At 72.2% G+C, this 18,211-nt stretch carries 19 protein-coding genes and 1 tRNA gene; 15 read left to right on the forward strand and 5 right to left on the reverse strand.

Going from position 1 to position 18,211, the window contains the following annotated elements; genetic code table 11:
• Positions 1–92: 92 nt before the first annotated feature.
• Together LR269_RS08850 and LR269_RS08855 are read left to right on the forward strand one after the other, a co-directional pair.
• Entirely contained in the window at positions 93–743 is a 651-nt protein-coding gene (locus LR269_RS08850; RefSeq protein ID WP_231430365.1) for a LysE family transporter, read from the forward strand.
• 78 nt (positions 744–821) lie between these two features.
• Positions 822–1,538: a YabN family protein gene (locus tag LR269_RS08855; RefSeq protein WP_231430366.1), complete on the forward strand. Its 717-nt coding sequence runs from the start codon at positions 822–824 to the stop codon at positions 1,536–1,538.
• Positions 1,539–1,607: 69 nt separating this feature from the next.
• Here the strand turns inward: LR269_RS08855 and LR269_RS08860 are convergent, their stop codons facing one another.
• The 3 genes from LR269_RS08860 to LR269_RS08870 are packed head-to-tail and all read right to left on the reverse strand — an operon-like array spanning position 1,608 to position 4,386.
• The gene (locus tag LR269_RS08860; protein ID WP_231430367.1) at positions 1,608–2,393 is read right to left on the reverse strand and encodes an NAD(P)-dependent oxidoreductase; all 786 of its coding nucleotides are present in this window, start codon (positions 2,391–2,393) and stop codon (positions 1,608–1,610) included.
• Positions 2,390–3,469, reverse strand: coding sequence for an ABC transporter permease (locus tag LR269_RS08865; RefSeq protein ID WP_231430368.1), 1,080 nt, complete (start codon positions 3,467–3,469; stop codon positions 2,390–2,392). The genes LR269_RS08860 and LR269_RS08865 overlap by 4 nt, the downstream gene beginning before the upstream one ends.
• Positions 3,466–4,386: an ABC transporter ATP-binding protein gene (locus LR269_RS08870; protein ID WP_231430369.1), complete on the reverse strand. Its 921-nt coding sequence runs from the start codon at positions 4,384–4,386 to the stop codon at positions 3,466–3,468. Before LR269_RS08870 ends, LR269_RS08865 begins: the two co-directional genes overlap by 4 nt.
• A 162-nt stretch (positions 4,387–4,548) precedes the next feature.
• Between LR269_RS08870 and hisS the strand changes: the two genes are divergently transcribed.
• Both hisS and eno read left to right on the forward strand, forming a co-directional pair.
• Positions 4,549–5,817, forward strand: coding sequence for a histidine--tRNA ligase (gene hisS, locus LR269_RS08875; protein WP_231430370.1), 1,269 nt, complete (start codon positions 4,549–4,551; stop codon positions 5,815–5,817).
• Positions 5,818–5,928: 111 nt separating this feature from the next.
• On the forward strand, positions 5,929–7,209 hold the full coding sequence (eno, locus tag LR269_RS08880; RefSeq protein WP_231430372.1) for a phosphopyruvate hydratase: 1,281 nt from the start codon (positions 5,929–5,931) through the stop codon (positions 7,207–7,209).
• Here the strand turns inward: eno and LR269_RS08885 are convergent.
• Positions 7,199–7,636, reverse strand: a complete 438-nt coding sequence (locus LR269_RS08885) for a hypothetical protein (RefSeq protein ID WP_231430374.1) — start codon at positions 7,634–7,636, stop codon at positions 7,199–7,201. The genes eno and LR269_RS08885 overlap by 11 nt on opposite strands.
• Between LR269_RS08885 and LR269_RS08890 the strand changes: the two genes are divergently transcribed.
• The 7 genes from LR269_RS08890 to LR269_RS08920 all read left to right on the forward strand — a co-directional run bounded on the left by LR269_RS08890 (position 7,635) and on the right by LR269_RS08920 (position 12,549).
• Positions 7,635–8,075 (forward strand): septum formation initiator family protein, encoded by a 441-nt coding sequence (locus LR269_RS08890; protein ID WP_231430375.1) that lies wholly within the window; start codon positions 7,635–7,637, stop codon positions 8,073–8,075. The two genes, LR269_RS08885 and LR269_RS08890, sit on opposite strands and share 2 nt — an antisense overlap.
• Positions 8,072–8,593 carry a DUF501 domain-containing protein gene (locus LR269_RS08895; RefSeq protein ID WP_231430377.1) on the forward strand — a complete coding sequence of 174 codons (522 nt, stop codon included), beginning with the start codon at positions 8,072–8,074 and terminating at the stop codon, positions 8,591–8,593. Before LR269_RS08890 ends, LR269_RS08895 begins: the two co-directional genes overlap by 4 nt.
• On the forward strand, positions 8,590–9,882 hold the full coding sequence (locus LR269_RS08900) for a S8 family serine peptidase (protein WP_231430379.1): 1,293 nt from the start codon (positions 8,590–8,592) through the stop codon (positions 9,880–9,882). The genes LR269_RS08895 and LR269_RS08900 overlap by 4 nt, the downstream gene beginning before the upstream one ends.
• Positions 9,883–9,930: 48 nt before the next feature.
• On the forward strand, positions 9,931–11,355 hold the full coding sequence (locus LR269_RS08905) for an NAD(P)/FAD-dependent oxidoreductase (RefSeq protein ID WP_231430380.1): 1,425 nt from the start codon (positions 9,931–9,933) through the stop codon (positions 11,353–11,355).
• Between the two features lie 76 nt (positions 11,356–11,431).
• Positions 11,432–11,505, forward strand: a tRNA-Leu gene (locus LR269_RS08910).
• A 148-nt stretch (positions 11,506–11,653) separates the two neighbouring features.
• Complete coding sequence (locus LR269_RS08915) at positions 11,654–12,079, forward strand: type II toxin-antitoxin system VapC family toxin (RefSeq protein WP_231430381.1); 426 nt, start codon at positions 11,654–11,656, stop codon at positions 12,077–12,079.
• A gap of 80 nt (positions 12,080–12,159) precedes the next feature.
• The gene (locus LR269_RS08920) at positions 12,160–12,549 is read left to right on the forward strand and encodes an SHOCT domain-containing protein (RefSeq protein ID WP_231430382.1); all 390 of its coding nucleotides are present in this window, start codon (positions 12,160–12,162) and stop codon (positions 12,547–12,549) included.
• Positions 12,550–12,636: 87 nt separating this feature from the next.
• Here the strand turns inward: LR269_RS08920 and LR269_RS08925 are convergent, their stop codons facing one another.
• Positions 12,637–13,563, reverse strand: coding sequence for a Ppx/GppA phosphatase family protein (locus tag LR269_RS08925; RefSeq protein WP_231430383.1), 927 nt, complete (start codon positions 13,561–13,563; stop codon positions 12,637–12,639).
• A gap of 130 nt (positions 13,564–13,693) precedes the next feature.
• Here LR269_RS08925 and LR269_RS08930 point away from each other — a divergent pair, with 130 nt between their 5' ends.
• From LR269_RS08930 to LR269_RS08945, 4 genes are read left to right on the forward strand one after another with little or no spacing between them, the layout of a single operon-like run.
• Positions 13,694–14,305, forward strand: coding sequence for a TetR/AcrR family transcriptional regulator (locus LR269_RS08930; RefSeq protein WP_231430385.1), 612 nt, complete (start codon positions 13,694–13,696; stop codon positions 14,303–14,305).
• Complete coding sequence (locus LR269_RS08935; protein WP_231430386.1) at positions 14,302–15,588, forward strand: MFS transporter; 1,287 nt, start codon at positions 14,302–14,304, stop codon at positions 15,586–15,588. Before LR269_RS08930 ends, LR269_RS08935 begins: the two co-directional genes overlap by 4 nt.
• On the forward strand, positions 15,588–16,838 hold the full coding sequence (locus LR269_RS08940; RefSeq protein ID WP_231430388.1) for an alanine racemase: 1,251 nt from the start codon (positions 15,588–15,590) through the stop codon (positions 16,836–16,838). The genes LR269_RS08935 and LR269_RS08940 overlap by 1 nt, the downstream gene beginning before the upstream one ends.
• Entirely contained in the window at positions 16,835–18,202 is a 1,368-nt protein-coding gene (locus LR269_RS08945; protein ID WP_231430389.1) for a D-arabinono-1,4-lactone oxidase, read from the forward strand. The genes LR269_RS08940 and LR269_RS08945 overlap by 4 nt, the downstream gene beginning before the upstream one ends.
• Positions 18,203–18,211: the final 9 nt, after the last annotated feature.

Genomic DNA, 18,211 nt, shown 5'->3' on the forward strand with positions numbered 1-18,211 from the left:
GATCCTATCGGCGGGCCGCCCGCGACCGCGGCGCCGCACCGCGGTCGCCCGGCGGCGACGAGGGCGCGGCGGCCGCCGCCTAGGCTGACGGGATGCCCTTCTCGCTCTGGATCACGCTGCTCATCGCGTGCCTCGTGATCAGCTTCACCCCCGGCGCGGGCGCCATCAACACGATGGGCAACTCGCTCAACCACGGCTTCCGCCGGTCGATCTGGGGCATCCTCGGCCAGCAGGCGGCCCTCGTCATCCACATCGCGATCGTGGCGCTCGGCGTCGGCGTGCTCGTCGCCTCGTCGGAGTTCGCGTTCAACGTGATCCGGTACGCCGGCGCCGCGTACCTCGTCTACCTCGGCATCCGGCAGATGCTCGCGAAGCCGACGCTCCCGGCCGATGACGACGACGAGACGGATGCCTCGGGCCGCGCGCTCGCCGCGACATCCGAGAGCCGCTGGTCGATGTTCCGCCGAGGGCTCTGGGTGAACCTCCTGAACCCGAAGGCCATCGTGTTCTTCCTGGCGTTCCTGCCGCAGTTCATCCGCCCGGGGGAGCCGCTCTGGGTGCAGTACCTCATCGTGACCGTGACGGTGATCACCGTCGACATCGCCGTCATGTGGGGGTTCTTCGCCGCCGCCGCGCACGGGTTCCGCCGGTTCACCCGCACCGCGCGCGGCCAGCGCACGCTCAACCTCGTGTTCGGCGGCCTCTTCATCGCGGTCGCGCTGCTGCTCGCGTTCGTGCACTGACCCGGGCGGGCGGGCACGGGCGGGCGGGGCACGCCCGCGAACGGGGCCGACCGGGCCCGCCCGGCATAGGCTGCCGGTATGAGCCAAGCCCACGCCGGTCTCGACGAACTCATCGCCACAGTCGCGCTGCTGCGCGCCCCGGGCGGTTGCCCGTGGGACGCCGACCAGACCCATGAGTCGCTCGTGCAGTACCTCGTCGAGGAATGCTGGGAGCTCATCGACGCCATCGAGGCGGGCGACCGCGCCGAGATGATCGAGGAGCTCGGCGACGTGCTCTACCAGGTGCTCTTCCACGCCGACATCGCAGCGCACACCGACGGCGAGCGGTTCGACATCGACGACGTCGCACGCCATATGACGGCCAAGATGGTGTCGCGGCACCCCCACGTGTTCGGCGACCGCGAGGCCGAGACGGCCGACGACGTCGTCGCGTTCTGGGAAGACCTGAAGGCCGACGAGAAGCCGCACCGCACGAGCGTGCTCGACGGCGTGCCGCGCGGCATGCCCGCGCTGGCGCTCGCGCAGAAGATGCTCGGGAAGGCCGAGAAGGCGGGCGTCACCGCCGCGGCGGTCGCGGATGCCTCGATCCCGGCGCCCGTCGCACCGGCGACCGAGCGCGAGCTCGGGCGGCTGCTCTTCGGTCTCGTCGCGTCGGCGCGTGTGCAGGGCCTCGACGCCGAGCGGGCGCTGCGCGGGGCCGTGCGCGCGTTCGAGGACGAGGTGCGACGCGCTGAGCGGGCGGACGCGGCAGAGGACCGGTCGGAGGCGCCGGGAGGCGCCGCCGTGGGCGGCTGAGCGGCACGGCGAATCGCACGGGCGGGATCGTCGATCGCGCCGACTGCCGTGCAGCACCTGGCCGGACGATCAGCCGAAGCCGAGCCCGTCGCGCCACGAGGGACGAGCCGGCCACCAGCCGAGCGACTTCGCGGTCGAGGCATCCGCCACCCGCGCGGGCCCGCGCGCGCTCGTCGCCGGCCGGCCGGAGAAGCCGGCGCGGGCCGCGAGCACGCCCGCCCAGTCGTCGAGCGGCGCGGGTTCGTCGTCGACCACGTCGACGATGCCGGCGGGCCAGTCGAGCGCCGCGACGACCGCCGACACCGCGTCGTCGACGTGGAGCCAGTTCGTGGTCTCGGCGATCGCGTCGACGCGCCCCTCGCCCGCCTTCGCGGTGAAGGCGCCGTCGGCGGCGTACCAGGTCCGCGGCCCGTACAGGAGCCCGAGCCGCAGCACGATGCCGTGCGGATGCGAGGCGACGGCGCGTTCGAGTGCTGCGACGGGCGCGTCGTCCGGGGCCCAGGAGATGCCCTCGGCGATCACCCGTCCGACGCCGGCCGCGCGGGCGGAATCGACGAGCGCGGGCGCGCCCTCCATCCGCAGGCGCGCGTTGGCCGCGTAGTCGAGCGCGGCGAGATCGGTCGCGAGGAAGACGATGGCGGTCGGGCGGGCCGCAGCGACGGCACGGTCGACCGACTCGCGGTCGAGCACGTCCAGCAGGAGCCCCGTCGCCCCGGCGGCCTCGATCACGGGGAGGCGCTCGGGGCTTCGACTCGTGCCGAACACCGTGCGCCCCTCCGCGACGAGCGCGCGCACCGCGGGCGCGCCGAGCACGCCGGTCGCGCCGACGACGAGCACCCGCTCGGCGCGGGTCACGCGATGCGGCTTCCCGCGGCGAGGCGCTTCGCGGGCACCTCCGTGCGCCTCCACGCCCAGGCGAGGGCGCCCGCGCCGAGCAGCAGGTGGATCGTGAGCCCGACGAACCACGAGGGCACCGAGCCGTCGTAGATCTCCCGAGGGGTCGGGGAGTCGTGGGGCGCGTAGCCCTTGGACGAGTACTCGCTGCACTCGTCGATGACGACCTCGGTCTCGGGCGCCTGCTGAGCCTGCCGCACGCCGACCGCGATCCAGCCGAACAGGTCGGTCGGGTTGCCGTCCTCGTCGAACGAGCCGGGCGCGGCGTCGGCGACGACGACGTACGGGTTGGCCGCGAGGAACCCCCAGACGAGGTCGAACCTGGGGGTCTGCTGCTCCCAGGTGTTCGGCGGCAGGCAGGGCACCTCCCCGCCGCCGGGGGCGAGCCCGTTCTCGTCGAGCTGCTGGTAGTCGACGCCGATGATCGTCTGCTTCACGGTCGTCTGCACCGCCGCCCCGCCGAGGCCGAACGCGATGAGCGTGCCGACCGACAGGGCCGCGACGACGAGGTAGGTGACGACGACGGAGAACAGCGGGCGCGTGACGAGGCCCGAGAGGCCGACGCCGATCGCGGCGATGATGCCGAGCTCGACCGCGAGCACGAGCACCGTGGTGATCACGGTGGCCGGCGAGACCTCGCCGAGCACGATGCCGAACGCGAGGAACGGCAGCGATGCGGCGAGGAACGCGAGCGCCGTCAGCCAGGCCGCCACCCACTTGCCGATCACGAGCTGCGCCGTCGTGACGAGCGTGACCTGCGTCGTCGCGAGCGTGCCCGCCTCGCGCTCGCCGTTGATCGCGTTGCCGCTGAGCGCGGGGGAGACGAGCGTGCCGAGCAGCAGCACGAAGAAGACGATCGTCGAGAAGACGCCGCCGCCGCCGGAGTCCCACGCGTTCGTCGCGATCACGACGAGGGCGGTGACGGCCGTCACGAGCACGACGAAGACGCCGAGCAGCACGTACCAGGCGATGCCGCGCACACGCTGCTTCAGGTCGAGCGTGACGATCAGCCACATGCCCCGCAGGAACCCGTTCATGCGTCGCCGTCCGATCGGTTGAGGTCGTGGAAGACGTGTTCGAGGTCGCCGACCGCAGGGGCGAACGACGAGATCGGCACCCCCGAGCCGACGAGGTGGGCCAGCATCTGCGCGGCGTCGGCCTCGCTCGCGAACGGCACGACGGCGCCGAACCGGTCGACCACGGAGACCTCGCCGTAGCCGGCGGCGCCGAGCACCGCGGCGAGGCGGTCGGGGTCGAGCGAGCGGACGCGCCAGTCGCGCGCCGTGCGGCCGGCCCGCGCGACCTCGTCGGGTGCGGCGGTCTCGCCGGCTGCGAGGTAGACCGCCGTGTCGGCCATCTCCTCGAGCTCGGCGAGCACGTGGCTCGAGACGATCACGGTCTTGCCCTCGTGCGCGAGGCGTCGAACGAGCTCGCGCAGCTCGGTGCGGGCGGCGGGGTCGAGTCCCGAGGCCGGCTCGTCGAGCAGCAGCACCTCGGGGTCGTGCACGAGGGCGCGCGCGAGGCTCAAGCGCTGCTTCTGGCCGCGGGAGAGCACCCGGGTCGGCTGGTCGGCGAGCGGCGTCAGCCCGACGAGCCCGATGAGCTCGTCGGCGCGGCGGGATGCCTCGTCGAACTCCATCCCGTACATCCGGCCGCTCGTCGTGAGTGCGGTCCTCACGTCGAGCGACGGCCACGAGCCCAGCGCGTCGGGCATCCAGCCCATGCGCCGTCGCACCTGGTGCGGCTCGGTGACGGGATCGTAGCCCGCGACCCGGATGCTGCCCGAGTCGGGGACCAGCAGGGTCGCGAGCATGAGCAGCAGCGTCGTCTTGCCCGCGCCGTTCGGCCCGATCAACCCGGCGACCGAGCCCTGCGCGACCTCGAAGCTCGCGTGCCGCACGGCGTGCACGTCGCCGAACGACCGGGCGACGCCCTCGACCGTGATGCCCGACATGCGGATCCCCCCTCCGGCGCCGCGGGGGTCGGCCGAGCGTCGTCCGGTCGAGTGTAGGGCGGGGTGCGGCCCGTGCGCGAGGGCGGCGCCGGAGGCGTTGCGAAGCCGTTGCGAACGAGAGCGGGCACGAGCCGGTCGCCCGCGACTGGAAGAATGGGGCGCATGGCCCAGAACGTGACGCCCCCGCGCGGCATGCGCGACTTCCTCCCCGCCGAGAAGGCCCGACGCGAGCACGCCCTCGGCGTGATCCGCGGCGTCTACGCGGCGCACGGCTTCGACGAGATCGAGACGCCGGTCATGGAGGACTCGTCACGCCTGCACGCCGGACTCGGCGGCGACAACGAGAAGCTCGCCTTCGCCGTCATGAAGCGCGGGCTCACCCCCGACGACCTCGCCTCGGCCGCGGCATCCGGCGACGCCCTCGCACTGGCCGACCTCGGCCTGCGCTACGACCTGACCGTGCCGCTCGCGCGGTTCTACGCGACCCACCGCGCGGCGCTGCCGCCCGTGTTCCGCTCGATCCAGATCGCGCCCGTCTGGCGTGCCGAGCGCCCGCAGAAGGGGCGCTACCGCCAGTTCGTGCAGTGCGACATCGACGTCATCGGCGACGCGACGCCGCTCGCCGAGCTCGAGCTGCTGACCGCGACCGTCGCGACGCTCGACGCGCTCGGGCTCGCCGGCTGCACGATCCGCATCAACGACCGGCGCATCCTGCAGGGCATCCTCGCGTCGTGGGGCGTGCCCGACGACCTGCGCGAGCGTGCGCTCATCACGATCGACAAGCTCGACAAGATCGGGGTCGGGGGAGTGGCGAACGAGCTCGCCGAGCTCGGTGCGGTCACGGCCGACGCCGACGTCGCGACGGCCCTCGAGGGGCTCACGAGCGCCGACTGGCACCTGGCCGACGGCGTCGTGCCCCCGCCCGCATGGCTCGACGGCGCCGCGTACGCCGACCTGCTCGCCCTCCGCGACGCGATGCCCGAGGCGGCGATCGAGTTCGACCCGACCCTCGTGCGCGGCATGGGCTACTACACCGGCACGATCTTCGAGATCGCGCACCCCGAGCTCGGCTACTCGCTCGGCGGCGGAGGCCGCTACGACCACATGATCGGGCGGTTCCTCGGCCAGGAGGTGCCGGCGTGCGGCTTCTCCATCGGCTTCGAGCGCATCGTCGACCTGCTCGAGGTGCGCGACGACGCGCGCCCCCGTGCGGTCGTGCTCGTGCACGACGGGAACGTCCCCGCCGAGCGCCTCCTCGCGATCAAGGCCGAACTCGTGGCCTCCGGGTCGCGGGTGCGCCTCGAGCGTCGCGTGAAGAACCTGCGCGCCCTGCTCGACCGCGTCACCGCCGACGGGTTCGACGCGTTCGCGACCGTGAACGCCGAGGCGAACGGCGCGGCGTCGCTCGAGTTCCGCGAGCTCACGGCGTAGGGCGGCCGCGGGGAGTCACGCGGCGAGCACGAGACATCCTCGACCTCTAGACTTGGGCGCGGATCACGACGGCGTCGTCCACCAGTCACCCCCATCACAGAGGAGTCCACTGTGGCATTCATCGAAGCTGTAGGTGCGCGCGAGATTCTCGATTCGCGCGGCAACCCGACCGTCGAGGTCGAGGTGCTGCTCGACGACGGCACCCTCGCCCGCGCCGCGGTGCCCTCGGGCGCCTCGACCGGTGCCTTCGAGGCGTACGAGCTGCGCGACGGCGACGCCGACCGCTACCTCGGCAAGGGCGTGCAGAAGGCCGTCGACGCCGTGCTCGACGAGCTCGGCCCGGCCATCGAAGACCTCGACGCGAGCGACCAGCGCCTCGTCGACGCCGCCCTGATCGAGGCCGACGGCACCGACAACAAGAGCCGCCTCGGCGCGAACGCCATCCTCGGCGTCTCGCTCGCCGTGTCGAAGGCCGCCGCCGACTCGGCCGACCTGCCGCTGTTCCGCTACCTCGGCGGCCCGAACGCGCACGTGCTGCCCGTGCCGATGATGAACATCATCAACGGCGGTGCGCACGCCGACACCAGCGTCGACATCCAGGAGTTCATGATCCTCCCGGTCGGTGCGCCGACCTTCTCCGAGGGCCTGCGCTGGGGCGTCGAGACCTACCACGCGCTCAAGGGCCTGCTGAAGGCCAAGGGCCTCTCGACCGGCCTCGGCGACGAGGGCGGCTTCGCGCCCGACTTCGCGTCGAACCGCGACGCGCTCGACTTCATCTCGGAGGCGATCGGCAAGGCCGGCTTCACGCTCGGCACCGACATCGCGCTCGGCCTCGACGTCGCGTCGACCGAGTTCTTCGAGAACGGCGCCTACCGTTTCGAGGGCAAGGACCGCACGTCGGCCGAGATGAGCGCCTACTACGCCGAGCTCGCCGCCGCGTACCCGCTCGTGTCGATCGAAGACCCGCTCGCCGAGGACGACTGGGAGGGCTGGACCGCCCTCACCGCCGAGCTCGGCGGCAAGCTGCAGCTCGTGGGCGACGACCTGTTCGTCACGAACCCGAAGCGCCTCGCCGACGGCATCGGCAAGCACGCGGGCAACTCGATCCTCGTCAAGGTCAACCAGATCGGCACGCTGACCGAGACCCTCGACGCCGTGTCGCTCGCGCAGCGCTCGGGCTACACCGCGGTGCTCTCGCACCGTTCGGGCGAGACCGAGGACACGACGATCGCCGACCTCGCGGTCGCCACGAACGCGGGTCAGATCAAGACGGGCGCGCCCGCGAGGAGCGAGCGCGTGGCGAAGTACAATCAGCTTCTGAGGATCGAAGAAGAGCTCGGTGAGGCCGCGGTGTACGCCGGCCGCACGGCGTTCCCGCGCTTCACGGCGTGATCGCGTAGCGACATCGCGACGGGGGCGGCCGGGTGGCCGCCCCCGTCGTCGCATTCCGGGCCGTCATGAGGAGGGCGATGAACGGCGAGTCGTCCCGCACCCCCCGCAGGCCCGCGAACCCTGCCGGCTCGCGCGTGCCGAGGTCGAAGCCGAGGGCGGATGCCTCGGAGCCGGCGTCGCCGGCGAAGGGCCCGGCGTCCGACGCGGGCGAGGCGAAGCGCGCCCGGTCGAGCGCGAATTCCTCCCGGTCCGCGAAATCGTCGTCGACCGCGAAGCCGTCGAAGACGAGCACGCACGCCTCGTCCTCGAGTGCGAAGCCGAGGGGCGCCAAGCCCCGCTCCACCGCCTCCGCCGGCGCCGGTGCTGCGTCGGCGACGCGAGCGGGATGGCTCAGCGGCATCCGATTCTCAGGTTTCTCGCTGATCATGTTGGGCATACTCGTGCTCGCGGTCGTGGTGCTCGCGCCGACGATCGCGGCGTTCGCCCAGCAGCGTGCGCAGCTCGCAGAGCTCAAGGCCGCCGTCTCCGCGCAGGAGGAGGAGGTGCAGCGGCTCCGCGACGAGCGCGAGCGATGGAACGACGAGACGTTCATCGTCACGCAGGCGCGTGAACGGCTCTACTACGTGATGCCGGGCGAGGTGAGCTACCTCGTCATCGACGACCGCGACGCGGCCGCGAAGACCGACGAGACGACGGCCGTCTCAGCCGAAGTGACCGAATCGAAGGGCGACTGGATGCGCACCCTGCTCGACTCCGTGATGACCGCGGGGCTCGCGCCCGAAGCCGGCGCGACCGACGCGCCGGCGAGCGACGCCCCCGCGACGACGGCGCCGACCGGTGCACCCGCGACGGAGGACGGCCGATGACCCGCCCGCCCTTCGAACCCGTCACCGAGCGCGATCTCGCCGTCGTCTCCGCGCAGCTCGGCCGTCCGGCGCGCAATGTCGTCGGCATCGCCGCCCGCTGCGTCTGCGGCAATCCGACCGTGGTCGCGACGGCGCCGCGGCTGGCCGACGGCACGCCGTTCCCGACGTTCTACTACCTGTCGCACCCGGCCGCGACGGCCGCGATGTCGTTCCTCGAGGCCGGCCAGCTCATGGTCGAGTTCAGCGAGCTGCTCGCGAACGACGCCGAGGTGCGCGCCGGCTACGAGCAGGCCCACCGCGACTACCTCGCCGACCGCGAGGGTTTCGGCGACGTCCCCGAGATCGCCGGCATCTCCGCCGGCGGCATGCCGACCCGCGTGAAGTGCCTGCACGCGCTCGCGGCCCATGCGCTCGCCGCCGGCCCCGGCGCCAACCCGATCGGCGACCTCGCGCTCGCCCGGTCGAGCTGGTCGCCCGACGTCTGCAAGTGCCCCGACTACGGAGTCGACGAGGCATGACCCGCCCGAGCCGCATCGCACGCGCGCGTGCGACCGCCGCGAAGTCGGCGGTCGCCGTCGTCGCGGCCGTCGCCGTCGCGCTCGGCGGCGCGGCACCCGCGCATGCCGACACCGTGCGCGACTACGAGTACTGGCTCGGCGACTACGGCTTCACGACGGCCTGGTCGACGACGCAGGGCAAGGGCGTCACGGTCGCGATCATCGACACGGGAGTGAACGGCAACGTCACCGAGCTCCGGGGCGTCGTCAAGGGCGGCACGGATGTCTCGGGCCTCGGCAGTCCCGACGGCCAGACGCCGGTCGGCGACCCCGACGAGAGCGCCCACGGCACGATGGTCGCCTCCCTCCTCGCCGGCCGCGGCACGGGCGAGGGCAACGGCGTCATCGGCGTCGCGCCCGAGGCCGACCTGTTGACGGTGTCGGTCGCGTTCGGCCAGGACACGGGGGCCGCGAAGTCGAACGACGAGCAGATCGCCGAGGGCGTCAAGTGGGCCGTCGACAACGGGGCCGACGTCATCAACATGTCGCTCACCCGCAACACCCGCGACTGGCCCGAGAGCTGGGACGACGCGTTCACCTACGCCTTCGAGCACGACGTCGTCGTCGTCGCCGCGGCCGGCAACCGCGGGAACGGCACGACCGAGGTCGGTGCGCCGGCGACGATCCCCGGCGTCCTCGCGGTCGCGGGTGTCGACAAGGAGAAGAACGCGAGCCTCGACGCGAGCTCCCAGGGCATCACGCTCGGGGTCGCCGCACCGAGCGAAGACCTCGTCGGCGTGCGGCCCGACGGTCGCGTCGCGATCTGGAGCGGCACGAGCGGCGCGGCGCCCCTCGTCTCGGGGCTCGTCGCGCTCGTCCGCGCCGAGTACCCCGACCTCGATGCGGCCAACGTGATCAACCGCGTCATCCAGACCGCCGACCCCGACGGGCACGAGGTGCCCAGCCCGCTGTACGGCCACGGGCTCATCGATCCCGTCGCAGCGCTCGAGGCCGACGTCGAGCCGGTCGACGCGAACCCGCTCGGCAGCCTCGAGGAGTGGATCACCATCCACCGCCGAGCCACGTCGACGACGCCGACCCCCGAGGCGACCGAACAGCAGATCGTGCCGATCGCCGACCCGCCGCCACCCGCCGACGAGGGCACGGCGACCATGCTGCCGACGCCGTGGACGCTCGCCTACATCACCGTGCCGCTCTCGTTGGTCGCAGGATTTGGTACGCTAGCAGCGCTGTTGGGCATCGGCGCCATTCGGCACACCAGGCGAGCGGTACGCACGCGCGACCACTGATCGCGCGCACCGGGTCGCATCCACCAGATACTGAGGAGTCCATTCACCGTGCCCAAGATTCTCATCGTCGGCGGTGGCTATGCGGGGTTCTACACGGCGTGGAAGCTCGAGAAGTGGCTGCGTCCCGGCGAGGCCGAGGTGACGGTCGTCGACCCGCTGCCGTACATGACGTACCAGCCCTTCCTGCCCGAGGTCGCAGCCGGGTCGATCGAGGCGCGCCACTCGGTCACCTCGCACCGCCGCCACCTCAAGAAGACCAACGTCGTCACCGCGAAGGTCACCAAGATCGACCACGCGTCGAAGACGGCGACCATCACCCCCGAGCTCGGTGAGCCCTGGGAGTTCGAGTACGACGTCGTCGTCGTCACGGGCGGCGCCGTCTCGCGCACCTTCCCGATCCCCGGCATCGCCGACAACGCGATCGGCCTGAAGACCGTCGAAGAGGCCGTCGCGATCCGCGACCGCGTGCTCACGAACTTCGACAAGGCCTCGAACCTCCCGCCCGGGCCCGAGCGCGAGCGCCTGCTCACGTTCGTCGTCGTCGGCGGCGGCTTCGCCGGCATCGAGGTGTTCGCCGAGCTCCGCTCGTTCGCGAGCGCACTGCTCGAGTACTACCCGCAGCTCACCTTCGACGAGACGCACTTCCACCTCATCGAGGCGATGGGCCGCATCATGCCCGAGGTCTCGCTGCCGACGAGCCACTGGGTCATCAAGCACCTCGCCCAGCGCGGCGCCGAGATCCACCTCGACACGCAGCTCACGAGCGCCGTCGACGGCAAGATCGAGCTGTCGACCGGCGAGAGCTTCGAGAGCGACCTCATCGTGTGGACCGCCGGCGTGATGGCGAACCCCGCCATCGTCCGCTCGAGCGACCTGCCCGTCGAAGAGCGCGGCCGCATCAAGACCCGCGCCGACCTGCGGGTCGGGGGCGAAGACGACGACGAGATCGTCGCCGACGCCTGGGCGGCCGGCGACATCTCGGCCGTGCCCGACCTCACCGGCGGCGGCGTCGGCGGCTATTGCGTGCCGAACGCGCAGCACGCCGTGCGCCAGGGCAAGCTGCTCGCGAAGAACATCGTCGCCGTGCTGCGCGGTGAAGAGCCCAAGAACTACGTGCACAAGAACCTGGGTGCCGTCGCCGGCCTCGGCATCGGCTCGGGCGTGTTCCAGTCGGGCAAGCTCGCGATCAAGGGCCTGCTCGCATGGTTCGCCCACCGCGGCTACCACGGCCTGGCCATGCCCAGCTGGGAGCGCAAGTTCCGCGTCTTCTGGGGCTGGTGGAACAACTTCTGGCTCGGTCGCGACATCGTGTCGCTCTCGGCACTGCAGCAGCCGCGCGCACAGTTCGAGGCGTTCGCCGCGCGTCCGAAGCCGCCGGCCGCCGAGGCCCCTGCACCGGCCGCCGACGCGAAGGCCGCGGCGAAGGCCAAGTCGGCGAAGTCGGCCGAGAAGGAGCCCGTCGCCGCCAAGTAGCGGTACGGTCGTGACTATGCTGTGACGCGGCGTCGCCCCTCGGGGCGGCGCCGCGTTCTGCGTCTGCGCGCACAACGCCCCCATAGCCCAACCGGCAGAGGCAGGCGGCTTAAACCCGCTCAAGTCTGGGTTCGAATCCCAGTGGGGGCACCGGCGGCAGGCGGCGCTGGGTCCTCGGCCCAAGCTCAAGTCTGGGTTCGAGTCCCAGTGGGGGCACCGGGCACGGGCACGGGCACGACGACACGCGCGCCGGTCACCGTCGCTCGACGATGTCGGTCGCGAGGGGTTCACTGGAGCCATGGGCGACCCTGAGACGACCAGGTACGCGATCGATGCGGTGACGGCACTGCGTCTCATCCGCGACGGGCGGAATGCCGAGGCGACGCACCCGTTCGTCGCACCGTCCCTCATCCGCAGCCACGCGATGTCGCTGCTCTACCGCGAGGTGCGCGACGGCCGGCTCGACGAGCGCGACGCACGCACTGCTCTCGAGGGCCTCGCCTCGCTCCGCATGCGGCTCCTGGGCGATCGCGTCTCACGAGCGACCGCCTGGCGGCTGGCACGACAGCTCGACCTCGAAGATCCGTCGCTCGCCGAGTACCTCGCGGTCGCGACGCTGCAGGCCGACGTCCTGGTCGCCGGCGACGAGCGGGTGGCCGCTGCCGCGTCCGGCATCGTGCCGCTCGCCACCTACGACACGCTCGGCGTCACTCGAATCGAATGATGCGCGCTCGGTCGGGGCAGGAGTAGCTTCGAGGCATCCTCGCGCGCGACGGTCTCGCGGAGTGACGAAAGGGCACGCCAATGAACAGTTTCTGGGACTTCCTCGTCTGGCTCTTCTGGATCTACATCATGATCGCGTGCATCTGGATCTTCATCACGATCATCATCGACATCTTCCGCGACCACACGCTCAACGGCTGGGCGAAGGCGCTCTGGGTCGTCTTCCTGGTGTTCCTGCCGTTCCTCGCCGCGTTCATCTACCTGATCGCACGGGGCCGGTCGATGTCGGAGCGTCGGATGCAGGAGCAGGCGGACGCGCAGGCGCAGGCCAACGCGTACATCCGTAGCGTCGCGGGGGCCGGCGGCAGCTCGGCGGCCGCCGACATCGAGAAAGCCAAGGGCCTGCTCGACTCGGGTGCGATCTCCCAGGCCGAGTACGACCAGCTGAAGGCCAAGGCGCTCGCCGGCTGACGAACACGATCGAAACGGCGGCGGTCGAGCACGAAGGTGCGCGACCGCCGCCGTTCTGCGTGGTGTGCCGCCGCCAGTCGCCGCGGATCACTCCATCAGGTCGAGTCGACGCAGGATCAGGCCCTCGCGCAGGGCCCAGGGCGAGACATCCAGCTCGGAGACGTCGAAGGCGCGCATCGCCTCGGACAGCACCACCGCACCCGCCACGATCTGGAACGTGCGGTCGGCCGTGATGCCCGGCAGTGCTGGACGTGCGTCCGCGGGGATACGGGCGAGTCGGGGGATCCAGTCGTCGAGGCCCTTGCGCCGCAGGATGCTGCGCTCATCGGAACCGACGCCGTCCTCCGTCCAGCCGGCCAGGCGCGCGAGCGAGCGGATCGTCTTCGACGAGCCGACGACGTGGTCGGGGGAGGAGAGACCCGCGAAGTCGGCGACCGCTCCCGCGAGCACGGCGCGCGCGTGCTCGCGCAGTCGATCGACCTGATCGCTCGAGGGCGGATCGTCGGGCAGGAAGGCCACGGTCGACCGCCCGGCGCCGAGCGGCAGCGATCGCGCCACGTCGGGCACCTCGTCGCCGCCCTGGGCGATCTCGAGCGAGCCGCCGCCGATGTCGAAGAGCAGCATGCGGCCGGCCGACCAGCCGAACCACCGCCGCACCGCGAGGAAGGTGAGGCGGGCCTCGTCGTCACCGCTCAGCACGGCGAGCCGCACGCCCGTCTCGCGCTCGACGAGATCGAGCACGTGTTCGCCGTTCGCAGCCTCCCGGATCGCCGAGGTCGCGAAGGCGAGCAACTCGTCGATGCCGGCCTCGCGCGCCGCCTTCGCGGCGTCGCCGACCGATGAGAGGATCGCCGCGACGCCCTCGGCGCTGATCGCGCCATCTGGCTCGAGGTAGCGCATCAGGCGGAGCACCGACTTGTGCGACGCGGTCGGGATCGGCCGAGCGCCCGGGTGGGCGTCGACCACGAGCAGGTGCACGGTATTCGAACCGACGTCGAGAACCCCGAGGCGCATGATGCGAGCGTAGCGCCCGGCGTGGCGATCTCTGTCCCGATGCTGCATACTGTTGCAACTGGGTCAATTGTCCCAGTCACGGTCGGCGCATCGCTGCGCGCCGTGCCCCGCGAAGGAGCAGGAGAACGCGATGACGCGGATGTCGGCGGCCGAGCGCCGCGCAGCGCTCACCGAGGCCGCGCTGCGCGTGGTCTCCCGCGAAGGGCTCGCACAAGCGACGACCCGCGCGATCGTCGCCGAGGCAGGCATGAGCCTCGCAAGCTTCCACTACGCCTTCGAATCACGCGACGAGCTCATCGACGAGCTCATCGGCGTCGTGGTCGCCCGGGAGCGGAAGGCCATCGCGGTCGACGAACTCGCTGCTGCCGCCGAGCAGGGCGCGAGCCTGGGCGATCTCCTCGAAGCGGGCATGCTGCGATACTTCGAGCACCTGCGCGAGGACCCCGAGCACGAGCAGGCGATGCTCGAGCTCACCCAGTACGCCCTCCGCTCGCCCGAGCGGCACCCGCTCGCGATCGCGCAGTACGCGCGGTACGTCGACCTCCTCGTCGAGGCGCTCGCCGCCGCCGCCGAGCTCACCGGCACGACGTGGCGCCTGCCCGTCGACCAGGTCGCCCGCGTGCTCGTCGCGTTCAGCGACGGCCTCACCATCACCTGGCTCGTCGACCGCGATGACGCGGCCGCGGCCCGCGTCGCGGCGGCCGCCGCCGACGCCGTCTCGAGAATGGCAGACCCCCGATGACCCGCATCGACCCGGCCGCCCCCCGCGGGGCCGGCCCCGAGGCCCCCGCCGCCTTCGCCGAGCCCACGCGCCGCGTCGGCGCCGGCTGGATCGCGTCGTTCGCGACCGTCTGGCTCGGTATCTGGATGGCGCAGCTCACCCCCGTCCAGCTGCTGCTGCCCGCGCAGATCGACGCCGAGCTGCAGCCCGAGCACTGGGTCGACTCGGTCGTCGCGTTCGGAACGGTCTCGGGGATCGCCGCGGTCGCGACGATCATCGCCTACCCCCTGACCGGCGCGCTCTCCGACCGCACGACGAGCCGGTTCGGCCGTCGCCGGCCGTGGATCCTCATCGGCGCGCTCGTCTTCGCCGCCTCGCTCGTGCTCCTCGGCTGGCAGACCGAGATGTGGGCCATCGGCGCGGCATGGGTCGCGGCATCCGTCGGGTTCTGCATCATGACCGCCGCGCTCACCGCGACGATCTCCGACCAGGTGCCGGTCAACCAACGCGGCTTCGTCTCGGGGTGGATGTCTGCGCCGCAGGCGGTGGGCATCATCGTCGGGCTCATCCTCGTGACCGAGCTCGTGACCGACGCCGCACTCGGCTACCTGCTGCTCGCGGTGCTGCTCGTCGTGCTCGCCGTGCCCTTCCTGACTCGGCACGACGAGCCGCTCGAGCGCGCCCTGCGCACCCCGATGACACTCCGGAGCGTCATCGCGGGGTTCTGGATCAGCCCGCGGAAGCACCCCGACTTCGGCTGGACGCTGCTCAGTCGCGTGCTGGTCTCGACCGGCAACGCGCTCGGCACGAGCCTGCTGCTCTACTTCCTCATGTTCCAGCTGAACGACCAGCACGCCGAGGACGACCTCATCGTGCTGACGCTCGTCTACATGGTGTTCGTGATCCTCGCCTCGCTCGTGGGCGGCCGGCTCTCCGACCGTCTCGGACGCCGCAAGCAGTTCGTGTTCGTCGCCTCGGCGTTGCAGGGCGTCGCCGCGCTGCTGCTCGCGCTCTTCCCCGATCTCACGGTCGCCATGGTCGCCGCCGGCATGCTCGGCCTCGGGTACGGCTGCTTCCTCTCCGTCGACCAGGCCCTTGCGACGCAGGTGCTGCCCGACGCCGCCAGTCGAGGCAAGGACCTCGGCATCATGAACATCGCCTCGGCCGTGCCGCAGGCGGTCGCCCCCATGATCGGTGCGGCCGCGGTCGTCGTCTCCGGCTCGTTCATGCTCGTCTTCCTCCTCGGTGCGGCGCTCTCGACCGCCGGGGCGTTCGCGGTCGCGCGGGTGCGGAGCGTGCGCTGATGGCCGGCCTCGACCTGCGCAAGACCGGCACCCCGGCCGCGGATGCCTCGAGCTGGCGCCGTCCGGCGGAGTACTGGCCGCGGCTGACCGAGGCGACGCGCCATCTCGACGCCCCCGTCGGCGCGCTCCACCTCGGCGCCCTGCGGCACAACGCCCTCGACATGCTGCGGCGCGCCAACGGCACGCCGATCCGCGTCGCGTCGAAGTCGGTGCGCGTGCGGGGCGTCGTCGAGGCCCTGCTCGCGATGCCCGGTTACCGGGGCGTGCTCGCGTACACGCTCGCCGAGGCGCTCTGGCTCGCGGACACCGTGGACGACGTCGTGGTCGGCTACCCGACCGCCGAGCGGGGCAGCATCAGGCGACTCGCGACCGACCCCGACTTCGCCGCGCGGGTCACGCTCATGGTCGACTCGCCGGCGCAGCTCGACCTCGTCGACTCCGTGCTGCCGCCCGGCCGGCGCGAGCGCATCCGAGTCTGCCTCGAGCTCGACGCCTCCTGGGACGCCCCGGTGCTCGGCCACCTCGGCGTGCGCCGGTCGCCCGTGCACGAGCCCGCCGACGCGGGTGCGCTCGCCGCGTACATCGCGAAGCGGCCGGGCTTCGAGCTCGTCGGCATGATGTCGTACGAGGCGCAGATCGCAGGCGTCGTGAACCGCCCAGAGGGGCGCCCCGTCGACGGAGCGGTCAACCGCTGGATGCAGTCGCGCTCGATGCCCGAACTCCTCGAGCGCCGCGCCCGCGCCGTCGCGGCGGTGCGCGAGGTCGCCGACCTCGAGTTCGTCAACGGCGGCGGCACGGGCTCGCTCGAGCGGACCTCGGCCGATCCGTCGGTGACCGAGATCGCCGCGGGCTCGGGTCTCTTCGGCGGGCACCTCTTCGACGGCTACGAGCACTTCACGCCGGCGCCGGCGGCCGCCTTCGCGCTCGACGTGGTGCGACGCCCGAGCGCGAAGCACGCGACGATCCTCGGCGGAGGCTGGATCGCCTCGGGGCCGCCCGCGGCCGACCGGCTGCCGCGCATCGTGTGGCCGGAGGGGCTCGTGATGGAGCCCCGCGAGATGGCGGGCGAGGTGCAGACCCCGGTGTCGGGCCGCGCCGCTCGCTCGCTCGCCGTCGGCGACCGCGTCTGGTTCCGGCACACCAAGTCGGGCGAGCTCGCCGAACACCTGAACGAGTTCGCCGTCGTCGACGGCGACGACACCGTGGCGATGATCCCGACGTACCGGGGAGAAGGGATGGCGTTCCTGTGACCGCGACCGGAGCAACCTGGCGCAACTGGGGCCGGACGGAGGCGGTGCGGCCGCTGCGCGTCGAACGACCCGACTCGCCCGAGGCGGTGCAGCGCGCCGTGCAGGCCGCGGCTGCGGCGGGCCTGCGCATCAAGCCCGTCGGCTCGGGGCACAGCTTCACCGGCATCGCGGTCGCGCCCGGTGTGCAGCTCGACCTCGCCGACCTCTCGGGCATCATCGACGCCGATGTCGCGACCGGACGGGTGACGCTCGGCGCAGGAACCCCGCTGCACCGGCTGCCGGCGCTGCTCGCACCCTACGGCCTCGCACTCGCCAACATGGGCGACATCGACAAGCAGACGATCGCCGGTGCCACGTCGACCGGTACCCACGGCACCGGGCTCGGCTTCGGCGGCCTCGCGACGCAGATCGTCGCCGCGAAGCTCGTCACCGGCACGGGCGAGCTCGTCACCGTGAGCGAGACCGAGCATCCCGAGCTGCTGCCCGCGGTGCGCCTCGGGCTCGGCGCCCTCGGCGTGCTCGTCGAGGTGACCCTGCAGCTCGTGCCGCGCTTCGTGCTGCACGCGATCGAGCGGCCCGAGCCGCTCACCGACGTGCTCGACGGGTGGCTGCAGCGCGTGCGCGCCGTCGACCACTTCGAGTTCTACTGGCATCCGCACACCGAGGTCGCGATGACCAAGACGAACACGCGGCTCCCGGGCGACGCCCCGCGGAAGCCGCTCGGTCGCGTCTCGCGCTGGCTCGACGACGAGCTGCTCGCGAACGGCGTCTTCCGCGGAGTCTGCGCGCTCGGCACGGCCGCACCCGGCGTCATCCCGTTCTTCGCGCGCCAGGTCGAGCGGCTGCAGAGCGGGCGGGACTTCGCCGACTTCTCGCCCTCGGTGTTCGTCACGAACCGCACCGTGCGCTTCCGCGAGATGGAGTACGCGATCCCGCTCGCCGACGTGCCCGACGCCCTCCGCGAGGTTCGGGCGCTCATCGAGCGGGAGGGCTGGCGCATCAGCTTCCCGATCGAGGTCCGCGCGGCCGCGGCCGACGAGAACTGGCTCTCGACGGCCCACGGGCGCGAGTCTGGCTACATCGCCGTGCACCGCTACTTCCGCGAGGACGAGCGCGAGTACTTCGCCGCCGTCGAGGCGATCATGCGCGATCACGGCGGACGCCCGCACTGGGGCAAGATGCACACGCAGACCGCCGAGACGCTGCGCGAGGTGTACCCGCGCTTCGACGACTTCCTCGCGGTTCGCGACGAGCTCGACCCCGAGCTGCGGTTCGCGAACCCCTACCTCGACCGGGTGCTCGGCACGACACCGGGCGGCACCCGCCCGACCGGCGCAGCTCGACGGGACGCGGCGAACCCCTGATCCTCGACG

This window comes from Agromyces sp. S2-1-8 (genome assembly GCF_021129215.1).
In the GTDB taxonomy this organism is placed as follows: domain Bacteria; phylum Actinomycetota; class Actinomycetes; order Actinomycetales; family Microbacteriaceae; genus Agromyces; species Agromyces chromiiresistens.

Bases quoted from the DNA above. Each gene is read 5' to 3' on its own strand.
- LR269_RS08920 (WP_231430382.1), top strand. From the start codon at position 12,160: ATGAACAGTTTCTGGGACTTCCTCGTCTGGCTCTTCTGGATCTACATC.
- LR269_RS08850 (WP_231430365.1), top strand. From the start codon at position 93: ATGCCCTTCTCGCTCTGGATCACGCTGCTCATCGCGTGCCTCGTGATC.
- LR269_RS08890 (WP_231430375.1), top strand. From the start codon at position 7,635: ATGTTGGGCATACTCGTGCTCGCGGTCGTGGTGCTCGCGCCGACGATC.
- LR269_RS08940 (WP_231430388.1), top strand. From the start codon at position 15,588: ATGGCCGGCCTCGACCTGCGCAAGACCGGCACCCCGGCCGCGGATGCC.
- LR269_RS08870 (WP_231430369.1), bottom strand. From the start codon at position 4,386: ATGTCGGGCATCACGGTCGAGGGCGTCGCCCGGTCGTTCGGCGACGTG.
- LR269_RS08855 (WP_231430366.1), top strand. From the start codon at position 822: ATGAGCCAAGCCCACGCCGGTCTCGACGAACTCATCGCCACAGTCGCG.
- LR269_RS08865 (WP_231430368.1), bottom strand. From the start codon at position 3,469: ATGAACGGGTTCCTGCGGGGCATGTGGCTGATCGTCACGCTCGACCTG.
- hisS (WP_231430370.1), top strand. From the start codon at position 4,549: ATGGCCCAGAACGTGACGCCCCCGCGCGGCATGCGCGACTTCCTCCCC.
- LR269_RS08895 (WP_231430377.1), top strand. From the start codon at position 8,072: ATGACCCGCCCGCCCTTCGAACCCGTCACCGAGCGCGATCTCGCCGTC.
- LR269_RS08925 (WP_231430383.1), bottom strand. From the start codon at position 13,563: ATGCGCCTCGGGGTTCTCGACGTCGGTTCGAATACCGTGCACCTGCTC.
- LR269_RS08930 (WP_231430385.1), top strand. From the start codon at position 13,694: ATGACGCGGATGTCGGCGGCCGAGCGCCGCGCAGCGCTCACCGAGGCC.
- LR269_RS08885 (WP_231430374.1), bottom strand. From the start codon at position 7,636: ATGATCAGCGAGAAACCTGAGAATCGGATGCCGCTGAGCCATCCCGCT.
- LR269_RS08900 (WP_231430379.1), top strand. From the start codon at position 8,590: ATGACCCGCCCGAGCCGCATCGCACGCGCGCGTGCGACCGCCGCGAAG.
- LR269_RS08915 (WP_231430381.1), top strand. From the start codon at position 11,654: ATGGGCGACCCTGAGACGACCAGGTACGCGATCGATGCGGTGACGGCA.
- LR269_RS08935 (WP_231430386.1), top strand. From the start codon at position 14,302: ATGACCCGCATCGACCCGGCCGCCCCCCGCGGGGCCGGCCCCGAGGCC.